At 63.8% G+C, this 12,358-nt stretch carries 10 protein-coding genes; all 10 read right to left on the bottom strand.

The genetic code is table 11. The annotated features are described in order from the left end of the window. Positions 1-48: 48 nt before the first annotated feature. The gene (locus M3498_16830; GenBank protein ID MDQ3460935.1) at positions 49-4,641 is read right to left on the bottom strand and encodes a DNA-directed RNA polymerase subunit beta'; all 4,593 of its coding nucleotides are present in this window, start codon (positions 4,639-4,641) and stop codon (positions 49-51) included. A 95-nt stretch (positions 4,642-4,736) separates the two neighbouring features. Next, on the bottom strand, positions 4,737-8,114 hold the full coding sequence (locus tag M3498_16825) for a DNA-directed RNA polymerase subunit beta (protein ID MDQ3460934.1): 3,378 nt from the start codon (positions 8,112-8,114) through the stop codon (positions 4,737-4,739). Positions 8,115-8,725: 611 nt separating this feature from the next. Continuing rightward, complete coding sequence (rplL, locus tag M3498_16820) at positions 8,726-9,112, bottom strand: 50S ribosomal protein L7/L12 (protein ID MDQ3460933.1); 387 nt, start codon at positions 9,110-9,112, stop codon at positions 8,726-8,728. Between the two features lie 2 nt (positions 9,113-9,114). Then, positions 9,115-9,642 carry a 50S ribosomal protein L10 gene (gene rplJ, locus M3498_16815; GenBank protein MDQ3460932.1) on the bottom strand — a complete coding sequence of 176 codons (528 nt, stop codon included), beginning with the start codon at positions 9,640-9,642 and terminating at the stop codon, positions 9,115-9,117. A gap of 285 nt (positions 9,643-9,927) precedes the next feature. Further along, a complete protein-coding gene (rplA, locus tag M3498_16810; protein MDQ3460931.1) occupies positions 9,928-10,611 on the bottom strand; it encodes a 50S ribosomal protein L1 in 684 nt (227 codons plus the stop codon). Next, a complete protein-coding gene (gene rplK, locus M3498_16805; protein ID MDQ3460930.1) occupies positions 10,604-11,038 on the bottom strand; it encodes a 50S ribosomal protein L11 in 435 nt (144 codons plus the stop codon). The genes rplA and rplK overlap by 8 nt, the downstream gene beginning before the upstream one ends. A 111-nt stretch (positions 11,039-11,149) precedes the next feature. After that, entirely contained in the window at positions 11,150-11,707 is a 558-nt protein-coding gene (nusG, locus tag M3498_16800) for a transcription termination/antitermination protein NusG (protein ID MDQ3460929.1), read from the bottom strand. Positions 11,708-11,735: 28 nt separating this feature from the next. Further along, complete coding sequence (gene secE, locus M3498_16795) at positions 11,736-11,918, bottom strand: preprotein translocase subunit SecE (protein MDQ3460928.1); 183 nt, start codon at positions 11,916-11,918, stop codon at positions 11,736-11,738. Position 11,919: 1 nt separating this feature from the next. Beyond that, positions 11,920-12,084 carry a 50S ribosomal protein L33 gene (gene rpmG, locus M3498_16790; protein ID MDQ3460927.1) on the bottom strand — a complete coding sequence of 55 codons (165 nt, stop codon included), beginning with the start codon at positions 12,082-12,084 and terminating at the stop codon, positions 11,920-11,922. A 146-nt stretch (positions 12,085-12,230) separates the two neighbouring features. Beyond that, a partial coding sequence (gene tuf, locus M3498_16785; GenBank protein MDQ3460926.1) for an elongation factor Tu occupies positions 12,231-12,358 on the bottom strand: 128 nt, incomplete at its 5' end.

Here is a 12,358-nt window from a genome sequence, read left to right as displayed (position 1 = left end):
TAAAAAAGAGGCCGGAGCAATGCTCCGGCCTCCGCGCTGGCATGAGGGTCAGGACTGCGCTTCGGCGCGCCTTTCCCGTTCGCCCTCTTCGGCGGGCGCTCTCGCTGCCACGGGCACGCGAGCGGGGGCTTCGCGGCGGCGCTCGAGCATCTTTTCATCCGCGACTTGGGTGTAGCGCACCGAGCCGAGGCCGGTACCGGCGGGAATCAGCCGGCCCAGGATGACGTTCTCCTTGAGGCCGACGAGGTCGTCCGCCTTGCCGCTCACGGCCGCTTCGGTGAGCACGTGGGTGGTGTGCTGGAACGAGGCCGCCGACAGCCAGGACTTCGTCGAGAGCGAGGCCTTGGTGATGCCGAGGAGAATCGGCTTCCAGCTCGCCGGGGCCTTGCCCGCATCGAGGAGGCGGTTGTTGGTCTCCTCGATGTCGAACTTCTCGACCACCTGGCCCTCCAGCAGCGTCGAATCACCGGACTCGATGACCTCGACGAACTTGAGCATCTGGCGCACGATCACTTCCATGTGCTTGTCGTGCACCGATACCCCCTGGCCGCGGTAGACGCGCTGGATCTCGTCGACGAGGTAGCGCTGCACCGCGTCGGGGCCGCGCGACTCGAGCAGGTCGTGGGGGTTCACGGCGCCCCTGGTGAGCAGGTCGCCGGCTTCGACCTTGTCGCCGTCCCTGACGACGAGGCGCATGGTCTTGTCGACCTTGTAGAGCTTGTTGAAGTCGCCGCTCTCGCTTGCAACGGTGACGCGGTAGCGCTCGTCGTCCTCGTCGACGGAGACGACGCCGTCCAAGTCGGAGATGACCGCGCGGAGCTTGGGCTTGCGCGCCTCGACGAGCTCGATGACGCGCGGCAGACCCTGGGTGATGTCGCCGCCCGTGGCGATGCCGCCGGTGTGGAAGGTGCGCATGGTCAGCTGCGTGCCCGGCTCGCCGATCGACTCGGCGGCGATGACGCCGACCGCTTCACCCAAAGACACCGGGCGCATGAGCGAGAGGTCCAAGCCGTAGCACTTGCGGCAGACGCCGGCGCGGGTCTGGCAAACGAGCGGGCTGCGCACCTCGACGATCCTCACCTCGGGGTTGTCGCCGAGGCGCTTATGAATCTCGGCGATGTCCTCGGTCATGAGCGCCTTGCCCTGCTCGAAGCCGAGGTCGCCGACCGTGAAATCGAGAGCCAGGTAGCGGCCGTAGAGGCTCATCTCGAGCTGGCTGCGGCTGCGCAGACGCCCGTCGGACCCGTAGCAGGGCACCTCCAAAAAGTCGGCCGTGCCGCAGTCCTCCTCGCGCACCACGATCTCATGGGCCACGTCGACGAGCTTGCGGGTCAGGTAGCCGGAGTCGGCGGTCCTGAGCGCCGTGTCCGCGCCGCCCTTCCTGGCGCCGTGGGTCGAGATGAAGTACTCCAAGACGTCCAGACCCTCGCGGAAGTTGGCGCGAATGGGCAGCTCGATGGTGTCGCCCGAGGGCTTGGCCATCAGCCCGCGCATGCCGGCGAGCTGGCGGATCTGCTGGGGGTTGCCGCGCGCGCCCGACTGGGCCATGACGTAGAGCGGGTTAAACGGCATGTTCTCCTTGAAGTTGTCGAACACCGCCTGCTTGACGCTCTCGGTGGTGTCGTTCCAGAGCCTGACCACCTGCCCGTAGCGTTCGCCCTCGGTGACCAGGCCGCGCTCAAAGGCGGCGTTGATCTTGCCGAGCTTCGCCTCCGCCTGGGTGATGAGCTCGTGCTTGCGCTCCGGAATCGCCACGTCGTCGATGCCGATGGTGATGCCGGTGGTGGTCGAGAGCTGGAAGCCGTAGTCCTTGAGCGCGTCCAAAAGCTTGGCCGAACGCTCGATGCCGAGCAGCTTGAAGGAGTCCAGGACGAGGTCGCGCAGGGCGTTCTTCTCGTAGGGGATGTCGTAGCGGATCATCGACTCGGGTACCGTGCCGCCGTCCTCTTCGAGCGTCTCCCGCACGAATCTGGCAAAGAACATGCGGCCGGGGCTGGTCTCGATGAGCTTGCCGTCGATGCTCACCGTCACCACGTCCTGCATGTCGATGTCGCGGCGCTCGACGGCCAGGAGGGCCTCGTCGATGCTCGAGAAGCGCCACTTGAGCCGGCCGGCCGAGGTTTCCCGGGGGTTGCCTTCGCCAGCCGCCACGGTGATGCCCGCGTTCAGGCTGACCTCGCCCCGTTCAAAGGCCGCAAGCGCCTCTTGAGGGCTGTCGAACGACTGACCGTGTCCCTTGCGGCCGGTATGGACCTGGGTCAGCACGAAGAGACCCAAGATGATGTCGCGGCTGGCCTGCACGTTGGGGTTGCCGTGGGCGGGCGAGAGCAGGTTGTTGCTGGAGAGCATCTGGAGGCGCGCCTCGGCCTGGGCGTAGACCGACAAGGGCACGTGAATAGCCATCTGGTCACCGTCGAAGTCGGCATTGAAGGCCTCGCAGACCAAGGGGTGAAGCTGGATGGCCTGGCCCTCGACCAGGACCGGCTCGAAGGCCTGGATGCCGAGCCTGTGCAGGGTCGGGGCACGGTTTAAGAGCACCACGCGGTCCTGGATAACCTCTTCCAAGGCGTCCCAGATGTCGTCGCGGGTGTCACGGTAGCGCTCCAAGAGCTTGCGAGCGCTCTTGATGTTCGAGACGATGCCGCGCTCTTCTAAAACCTTGAAGAGAAAGGGCTTGAAGAGCTCTAAGGCCATGCGCTTGGGCACGCCGCACTGGTGCAGCCTGAGCTGCGGGCCGACGACGATGACGCTCCTGCCGGAGTAGTCGACGCGCTTGCCCAAGAGGTTCTGGCGGAAGCGGCCCTGCTTGCCGCCCAGGAGATCGGTAAGCGAGCGCAGCGGCCGGTCGCTGCCGGGGTGGACGACCGCCGAGCCGCGGCGGCCGTTGTCGATAAGCGCGTCGACGGCCTCTTGCAGCATGCGCTTCTCGTTGCGCACGATCATCTCGGGCGCGCCCTGCTGCATGAGCTTCTTGAGGCGGTTGTTGCGGTTGATGAGACGGCGGTAGAGGTCGTTTAGGTCGCTGGTGGCAAAGCGCCCACCCTCGACCTGGACCATCGGCCGCAGGGCCGGCGGCATGATGGGCATAGCGTCCATGATCATCCAGGCGGGGTTGTTGCCCGAGGCGATGAAGTTGCGGGCGACCTCCAAGCGCTTGCGCGCCCTAGCGCGCTTGTGGCGGCTGGGCGAGTCCATCTCGTCGACGAGCTCGGCCTCGAGCTTTTTGAGGTCGATGTCCTCCAGGAGTTCGCGGATGGCCTCGGCGCCCATCTTGGCGACGAAGTCGTAAGACTCGATCAACCGCACCTGACGGCGCACCAGGTCGATCTCGACGCGGCCCGAGATGTCGGCCTTGACCCGGCCGTCGTCGGCGAGGTCGTCGCCGGGAAGGACGCGGTCGCCGTTGACGACGATGGGCTCGTCGCTATAGGTGTAGATCTTGGCCTTGGAGACGATCAGGCTGGCGGGCTCGGCCAAGTGAAGCGTGCCCGCGGCCTCGGCGACGATCTCCTGGGCGGTGTCGATGGCGCCCACCACCTTGTCGCCGGCCTCGACGCGGGCGCCGTCGCCGACGAGCACGTGCATGGTGGGGTTGATGTCGTGCTCCTCGCGGCGCGCCCAGACCACGGTCAGGGTGAGCTCGAGCTCGGGGCCGCGCTTGCGGCTCTTGACCGCGCCGACCTTGGCCTCGCGCGGCACGCTGAGCTGGCCCGTGCCGGTCGCCAAGGTGGTGCCCGCCTCGACGAATTCGCCCGCGCCCACTTCGATCCTCATGCCGGCGGGGATGAAGTAGGTGGCGGCGACCTCGTCGCTGTCGGGGTCGCGCAGCATCAACAGGCCGCCGTCGGCGCCGATGGGCATCAGCTCGACGACGCCCTCGGCGCTGTTTTGCAGGCTGAGCTCACCGCTCAGATCGGCTAAGGGCTGGCCGCCGCTGTAGCGGTCCTCCTCGATAAAGGCCTTGGAGGGCAAGGTCAGAACGGCCTCGCGCTCCTCCTCGTAGTCGAAGACGATCTTGCGCGGGAAGCGGTACTGGGCCAGGCCCGAGATCTTGGCCTTGACGCCCTTGGCAAGACTCTGGCCCTGCTCGACGTACTCGCCGTCCGAGATCACGGCGTCCTCACCCAAGGGCACCGAATAGGTCTCCTGGTGACCGAACCTGAGCTGGCGGTACTCCTCGTCACTGAGCAGGTCGCCGCGGCGCAGCGGGCGGCCTTCGCGCAGGGCGCCCAAGGGGTCGGTGACGATGTACTTGGCGAAGTAGAGGACCTGCTCGAGCTGGCTGGTCGAGAGGTTTAAGAGCGCGCCGATCTTGCTGGGGATGTCCTTGACGTACCAGATGTGCGCGCAGGCGGTGGCTAATTCGATGTGGCCCATGCGGTAGCGGCGCACCGTGGACTTGGTGACCTCGACGCCGCAGCGCTCGCAGGTCTTGCCCTCGTAGCGCTGACGCTTGTACTTGCCGCAGGCGCACTCGAAGTCCTTTTCCGGTCCAAAGATGCGCTCGTCGAAGAGGCCGTCGCGCTCGGCCTTGAGGGTCCGGTAGTTGATGGTCTCGGGCTTGGTGACCTCGCCGTAGCTCCAGCCGCGAATCTGCTCGGGGGAGGCGATCTTGATCTGAACTTTATCGAAGTCTCTCATTTACTTCCCTTCGTCCCGCAGAGGGGTGACGAGCTTATATTCCTGCTATGCCGGGCTGCAAGACCTTGCTGCAAGACCTTGCAGCCCTACCGCCCCTATACTCTTCCTCTTCCGGACTCGTCGAAGATGCCTACCGGCTTGTCCAGCTTGTCCAGAAGCTGCACGTCGAGGCACAAGGAGTGGAGTTCCTTGACGAGCACCTTGAAGGACTCGGGAATGGTGGGCTCCAAGACGTCGTTGCCCTTGACGATGGCTTCGTAGGCGGCGTTGCGGCCGTCGATGTCATCGCTTTTGATGGTGAGCATCTCCTGCAGGGTGTGGGCCGCGCCGTGCGCCTGCAAGGCCCAGCACTCCATCTCGCCCAAACGCTGGCCGCCGAACTGCGCCTTGCCGCCCAGGGGCTGCTGGGTGATGAGCGAGTAGGGGCCGGTCGAGCGGGCGTGCATCTTGTCCTCGACCATGTGGTGAAGCCTCATCACGTACATCACCCCGACCACGATGGGCGCGTCGATAGCCTCGCCGCTGCGGCCGTCATAGAGCACCGCCTTGCCCGAGCGGGCAAGCTGGCGCTGGGCGTCCTCGACCCCTAAGTCGGGGTCCACCACGCCCAGCTTGCCGGCGCGGCGAAGAACGTCCTTCTCGCGCTTGTCGAGGCTGTAGCCGGCCTCCTTGTCGCGGCGGATCTCCCCGGTGGCGACCCCCTCCAAGATTTCCTTGATCTCGTCCTCTTTGGCGCCGTCGAAGACCGGCGTCACGTAGGAGACGCCCTGCTTGTAGGCGGCCAGACCCAGGTGGGTCTCCAAGATCTGCCCCAGGTTCATCCGCGACGGCACCCCGAGTGGGTTGAAGACGAGGTCGACGGCCGTGCCGTCGGCCAGGTGAGGCATGTCCTCGGGCGGCAGGATCTTGGCGACGACACCCTTGTTGCCATGGCGGTTGGCCATCTTGTCGCCTTCGATGAGCCGGCGCTTTTGCGCCAAGTAGACGCGGACCGTCTCCTGGACGCCGGGCTTCAGCTCCACCCCGCCTTCACCGCGCCTGAAGCGCACGGTCCGCAACACCACCCCGCCCTCGCCCGAGGGCACGCGCAAGGAGGTATCTTTTACTTCCCTGGCTTTCTCGCCGAAGATCGAGCGCAGGAGGCGCTCCTCGGGGGTCGGCTCGGTCTCACCCTTGAACGAGGTGTGGCCGACTAAGATGTCGCCCTGCTTGACCTCCGCGCCTATGCGCACCACGCCGTCCTCATCGAGGTCGCGGAGCGCCGCCTCGGAGAGACCGGGGATGTCGCGGGTGATCTTCTCGGGACCCAGTTTGGTGTCGCGAGCGTCCTTCTCGTACTTCTCGATGTGAACGCTGGTATAGGCGTCGCTGCGCACCAGGTCCTCGGAGATGACGATGGCGTCCTCGAAGTTGTAGCCGTCGAAGGGCATGATGGCGATGAGGATGTTCTTGCCCAAGGCCAGGCGGCCGTTTTCCGAGGCAGGGCCGTCGGCGATGACCTGCCCCTCGGTGACCTCGTCGCCGACCGAGACGAGCGGGTGCTGGTCCAAGTTGGTGTTCTGGTTCGAGCGCATGAAGCGGGTAAGCAGGTGCTCCTTGTCGACGCCCTTGGCGGCGGTGATGACGACGCGTTTGGCGTCGACATAGGAGACCGTGCCGGAAGCCTGCGCCAGCATCACCGTGCCCGAGTCGCGAGAGATGCGCTCTTCGACGCCGGTACCCACGAAGGGCGCCTGGGCCTTGACGAGCGGCACCGCCTGCGACTGCATGTTCGAGCCCATCAGCGCGCGGTTGGCGTCGTCGTGCTCGAGAAAGGGAATCAAGGACGTCGGCACCGAGATGATCTGCTTGGGCGACACGTCCATGAAGTCGACTTGCGCGGGGTCGGCGAAGATGGGATCGCCCTTTTCGCGCGCCACGATGGTGGCGCTCACGAAGCGGTTGTCGTCATCCAGGACGGTGTTGGCTTGGGCGATGATGTACTTGTCCTCTTCGTCGGCGGTCATGTAGACGACCTCGTCGGTCACGCGACTCTTCTCGACGCGGCGATAGGGCGACTCGATGAAGCCGAGCTCGTTGACGCGGGCGTAGGACGACAGCGAGGTGATCAGGCCGATGTTGGCGCCTTCGGGCGTCTCGATCGGACAGATGCGGCCGTAGTGGGTGCGATGCACGTCGCGCACGTCGAAGCCGGCGCGCTCGCGGGTCAGGCCGCCCGGCCCCAGGGCCGAGATGCGGCGCTTGTGGCGCAGTTCGGAAAGCGGGTTCACCTGATCCTTGAACTGGCTGAGCTGGCTGCGGCCGAAGAACTCGCGCAGGGCCGCCACGATGGGACGGTTGTTGACAAGCTTTTGCGGGGTGGCGGCGTCGGGGTTGCCGAGCAGCATGCGCTCGCGCACGCCCCGGGCCATGCGCCCCAAGCCGACGCGGATCTGGTCGGCTAAGAGTTCGCCGACGGTGCGGATGCGGCGGTTGCCGAGGTGGTCGATGTCGTCCTCGAAGGGACCGTCCTCACCCGCTTGCAGCTTGATGAGGTACTGCATGGTGGGGATGAGGCCGCGGTCGAGAAAGCGCCCGTCCGCAAAGCCCAAGAGGGTGTTGTCGGTGTTGCCCAAGTCCAGCTTGCGGTTCAGCTTGTAGCGCCCCGCCTCGCCGAGGTCGTAGCGGCGCGGGTCGGCGAGCAGGCTGAAGAGATAGGTCGTCGCCTTGTCGACCTTGGGCGGGTCGCCGGGGCGGAGCACGGTGAAGAGCCGAAGCAGCGCCTCCTCCGGGGTAGCGCCCGAGGTGGAATCCTCGGCGAAGGTGGGCTCGAGCATCGCCTCATGACCTTTGAAGAGACCGCGGATCTCCTCGTCGCCCATGCCCAGGACGCGCAGCATCAAGGTCGCAGGGAACTTCTTCTTGTTGACCTTCATCCACAAGACGTCACTGTTGTCGAACTCGAGCTCGATCCAGGGTCCGCGCTTGGGCATGGGGATGATGCTCGCCATGTAGACCCGCTCCATGCCGCGCGGCGCGCCGATAAAGTAGACGCCGGGCGAGCGGTGGATCTGCGAGACGATGACCCGGTCGGCGCCGTTGATCACAAAGGAGCCGTCCTCGGTCATGAGCGGCACGTCACCTAAAAAGACCTGGTCCTCCTTGATCAGGCCGGTGTCCTTGTGGACGAGTTGCAGCTTGGCAAAGAGGCTCGAGTGAAAGGTAAGATCCTTCTCGCGGCACTCCTCGGCGTCGAATTCGGGCTTGGCCAGGTGATACTCGAGAAAGTCGAGTACCAGCCCCGTCTGACGGCCGCGCTCGGTCTCGTCGATGGGGAACACTTCCTTGAAGGCGCTCTGCAAGCCGCTGCTGTCGCGCGCCTGCGACGCGGTACCCCGTTGCAAAAATTTGTCGTACGACTTAATCTGGATATCAGTGAGATTGGGCAGGTCGATGATCTCTTTGATGCTGCCAAACTTCCGAATTTCTCGCATCTTCACCCCTTCTGGTGCGTATTCTGGTGCGTGTTTGCTTATGTCCTGCGCGTGCTCGCTAGGCTGAAAAAGATAAACGTCGGCTTGAGCGAGGTTACAGGGCAACAGAAGACAAGCGCCGCTCGAGCGCCGCCCAGCAAAGCGTCTATGGATTACCTGTGTCGCTCTTCAACCGCACTCCTGCTTTTGAACCGTAATTACCAGTAGGCTACAGTAGGCGCACTTGAGCGGGCGCGTTCCTAAAACGCCCCTGACGAGCAAAATAGCTTATGTTGAATAGGCCTTCGACTTCACGCGTTCCTTGCCCTCCGACCTGACCTCACCCGCGTCCCGACTTCTCCCACGTATTGCCTCGGTCGAAACCTCTTCACACCATACTTTTGTACACCGTATTTTGCACACCGTACTGTTGTGCCTTCCCGATTTGCACACTGTGCCTTCCTGAGTTGTGCCTTCCCGAGTTGCGCCTTCTCAAGCGGGATCTCCCTAAGCCGACAGCCTGACAAGAACGCGTCCACATCAGACTCAAAGAATAACTATACGAGCAAGATGGGCGGGCCTGGGTAAGCCAGCTTACAAGCCTACCCCGACCCGTTGCACCCCGGTGAGCACTACTTGACTTCGACGGTTGCTCCTGCCGCTTCGAGTTTGCCCTTGATCTCGTTGGCTTCGTCCTTGCCGATGCCCTCCTTGACGACGCCGCCGGCCTCGACGAGGTCCTTGGCTTCCTTGAGGCCGAGGCTGGTGATGGCGCGGACCTCCTTGATGACGTTGAGCTTCTTGTCACCGGCGGTCTTGATAGACACGGTGAACTCGGTCTGCTCCTCGGCCGCCTCGGCGGGCGCGGCGCCAGCGCCGGCGGCCATCATCATGCCCGCGGGCATGGCGGCGGCGGCTTCGACGCCCCACTTTTCCTTGAGTGCTTCGACTAAGTCCACGAGCTCGAGGACCGTCAGGTTGCTCAGCTGTTCGATCATTGCGTCTTTATCAAATGCCATGTTCAAGCCTCCTTAAGCTTTTCACTGTAGTTATGAAGTACCGATACCAGATTCCGCGGAGCGCCGGAAAGCGTGCCCACCAGTTGCTGCAAGGGGGCCAGCATCAGGCCGACCAGTTCGCTCTGCAACCCCTCGCGTGGCGGCAGCTTGGCGATGCGCGACAGCGCGGTCGCGTCCACCACGGCGCCCTCCATGAGGCCGCCCTTGGCTTCCGGCAGATCACGAGCGTGGGCCTTGGCAAAGTCGGTGAGGACTTTGGCTGGAGCGACGGGATCGTCGCCCACGAGCACGAGCGCCGTCGGACCAGTCAGCGTGGTTTCTAAGCCCACCACACCCTGCTCCTGAACGATCAGGTTGATCAGGGTGTTCTTGGCCACCAGCATGCGGCCGCCCGCGTCACGGACCTTCTGACGAAGGTCGGTGAGCTCTCCAGCGGAAAGGCCCTGGTAGTTCACCAAGAAAAATGTCTTCGACTCTGCCAGGAGGCCGCGAAGTTCCTCGGCCGACTTGGCGTTTCTTGGATTGGCCATGAAAACCTTTCTTTTCGTCTAGGGGGTGTTCCCACCCCAGGTTCAACCGCGAAGCATAGCTCAGGTCATAAGACCCTTCACTTTTAGGTCAGGGCGACTGCGCCCTTTTACCTTAGGTCAGGGCGACTGCGCCCTTTTACCTACGCCTCGGCAGGATCTTTAAGCTTGGCAAGCCCCTGCTGTCTCCAACGCCAGTGGTGCTATGCACCGGGGTGCTTAGAAGGGCAATTTAAGATTCAAAATTGAAAATTGAAAATTTAATTTTCAATCTTAAACCTTCAATTTTCAATTTAGAACCTGCACGCTCGGCCCCATGGTCGAGGAGAGGTAGACGGTGCGGATGAAGGTGCCTCTGGCGGTGTCGGGCTTGGCCGCCTCGACCGCCGACTTGAGCGCGGAAAGGTTCTCGGCGAGCTTGCCCGTCTCAAAGCTGGCCTTGCCGATGGGGGCGTGCACGACGCCCGTCTTGTCATTGCGGAACTCGATCTGACCAGCTTTGAGGGCCGCTATGATGTCAGCGATATTGAAGCCCACCGTGCCCGACTTGGGGTTGGGCAGGAGGCCGCGGGGGCCCAGCACGCGGCCCAGCTTGCTGCCGACCGCGCCCATCATGTCGGGCGTCGCCACCACGGCGTCAAAATCCAGCCAGCCTTCGGCAACTCGAGCGACCATGTCGTCAGCGCCTACGAAATCGGCGCCGGCCCGTTCGGCCTCGGCGACCTTGTCGCCCTTGGTGAACGCCAGGACGCGCACCGTGCGGCCGGTGCCGTGCGGCAGGGCGACGGTGCCGCGGACGTTCTGGTCGGACTTGCGGGGATCGATGCCGAGACGCAGGTGGACCTCGACGGTCTCGTCGAACTTGGCGGTGGCCAGTTCCTTGACCAGCGCGGCGGCCTCGTCGGGGCTGTAGACCTTGCTGCGGTCGATCTTGCTCTCCAAAGAACGGTAACGCTTGCCGTGCTTAGGCATTGGGAGCTCCCTCGACGCTGACGCCCATCGAGCGGGCGGTGCCGGCGATGATCTTGGCCGCGGCCACGTCGCTGCCCGCGTTCAGGTCGGCCCTCTTGCTGCGGCCGATCTCCAAGCACTGCTCCCAGGAGAGCGTGGCGACCTTGGCCTTGTTGGGCTCGCCCGAACCCTTTTGCAGACCCGCCGCCTTGCGGATCAGAAAGCTCGCCGGGGGCGTCTTGGTGACGAAGGTGAACGAGCGGTCCGAGAAGATGGTGATTTCGACGGGGATGGTCGCCCCCGCCTGCGACGCCGTGGCGGCGTTATAGGCCTTGACGAACTCCATGATGTTCGCGCCGTGCTGACCCAAGGCGGGCCCGACGGGCGGCGCGGGGGTGGCGCTTCCAGCCGTGAGCTGGAGCTTGACGATACCGACGACTTTTTTCATTCGGCTTCCTCCTTAAGCTCCCCCTAGCGGCAGCCGGCCGCATGGGGTCCTAACGCTTGAGAGCGGGGGTCGGGATTCGGGAGCAGGCTTTTCTGGCCCTGATCCCTAACCCTAATTTCTGACGACTTGCGAAAAATCGAGCTCGACGGGGGTCTCGCGGCCAAAGATCGACACGAGCACCTTGACCTTGCCCTTTTCGGGGTCCAGGTTCGAGACCACGCCGGTGAAGTCCGCGAAGGGGCCGGCCGTGACCTGCACCATATCGCCGACGCCAAAGCTGATCTTGACCTTGGGCCGTTCCTTGGTGCCGGTGATGCCCATCGTGCCGAGCATGCGTGCCTCCTCTTCGCGACTCAGCGGCACCGCCCGCGTCGCCGTGCCGACGAAGCCGGTGACGCCCGGGGTGTTGCGAACGACCTCCCAGGCCTCGTTGGGCTCGTCGAGATTTTCGCCCAGGTCCATCTGCACGAAGACGTAGCCTGGGAAGATCTTGCGTCGCACCACCTCTTTCTTGTTGCCCTCGCGGTGCTCGACGGTCTCTTCGGTGGGGACGATGACCTGGTACACCTTGTCGGCCATGCCGAGCGAGCGGGCGCGCTGCATCACGTTCTCGCGCACCTTCTCCTCGTGGCCTACATAGGTGTGTACGGCGTACCACTCAATACTCATAAAAGGTCCTCGTCTGGGTGGGCTCGGCTTAGGGGATGAGTCGGCTGATAACGAAACCCAGGGTCGAGTCCGTAATGAGCAGAAAGATCGCGGTGATGAAGACGAAGATCAGGGTCGCCTGGGTGGACTCGATGACTTCGGTACGAGTCGGCCAGGTCACCCGCTTGAGCTCGGCCCTCGAGTTCCTCAGATAGGTGACGATCTTGTTCACGCTAGACCTTCACTTCGCGGTGCGCGGTGTGCTTGCGGTCCCAGGGACAGTACTTGCGGAACTCGAGCTTGGCGGTGGTATTGCGGCGGTTTTTATGGGTGGTGTAGTTGCGCCGCTTGCACTCGCTGCACTCGAGCTGGAGTTTGATTCTGACGTCGCTGGCCATTTTTTTCTCCTCTTATCCTCTTAGAAGACTGGTTAGAACAAGGCTGGGATGAGAGGAGCGAGCTAAAACTTGTCGAACTCAGTCTCGACATTCAGCCCTTATCTCATCCAGTTCTTACCTCGTCCAGTTCTTACCTCGTCCAGTCCTTACTTGGTCACGGCGCTGACGACGCCTGCTCCCACGGTGCGGCCACCCTCACGAATGGCGAAGCGCAGCCCCTCTTCCATGGCGATGGGCTTGATCAGCTCCACGTCCAACTCCACGTTGTCGCCAG

Source organism: Deinococcota bacterium, from assembly GCA_030858465.1.
Classification (GTDB): Bacteria; Deinococcota; Deinococci; order Deinococcales; family Trueperaceae; genus JALZLY01.
Note: the sequence above shows the minus strand (reverse complement) of the source record. Positions and strands in the feature narration are given on the sequence as shown.

Bases quoted from the DNA above. Each gene is read 5' to 3' on its own strand.
- M3498_16830 (MDQ3460935.1), bottom strand. From the start codon at position 4,641: ATGAGAGACTTCGATAAAGTTCAGATCAAGATCGCCTCCCCCGAGCAG.
- M3498_16825 (MDQ3460934.1), bottom strand. From the start codon at position 8,114: ATGCGAGAAATTCGGAAGTTTGGCAGCATCAAAGAGATCATCGACCTG.
- rplL (MDQ3460933.1), bottom strand. From the start codon at position 9,112: ATGGCATTTGATAAAGACGCAATGATCGAACAGCTGAGCAACCTGACG.
- rplJ (MDQ3460932.1), bottom strand. From the start codon at position 9,642: ATGGCCAATCCAAGAAACGCCAAGTCGGCCGAGGAACTTCGCGGCCTC.
- rplA (MDQ3460931.1), bottom strand. From the start codon at position 10,611: ATGCCTAAGCACGGCAAGCGTTACCGTTCTTTGGAGAGCAAGATCGAC.
- rplK (MDQ3460930.1), bottom strand. From the start codon at position 11,038: ATGAAAAAAGTCGTCGGTATCGTCAAGCTCCAGCTCACGGCTGGAAGC.
- nusG (MDQ3460929.1), bottom strand. From the start codon at position 11,707: ATGAGTATTGAGTGGTACGCCGTACACACCTATGTAGGCCACGAGGAG.
- rpmG (MDQ3460927.1), bottom strand. From the start codon at position 12,084: ATGGCCAGCGACGTCAGAATCAAACTCCAGCTCGAGTGCAGCGAGTGC.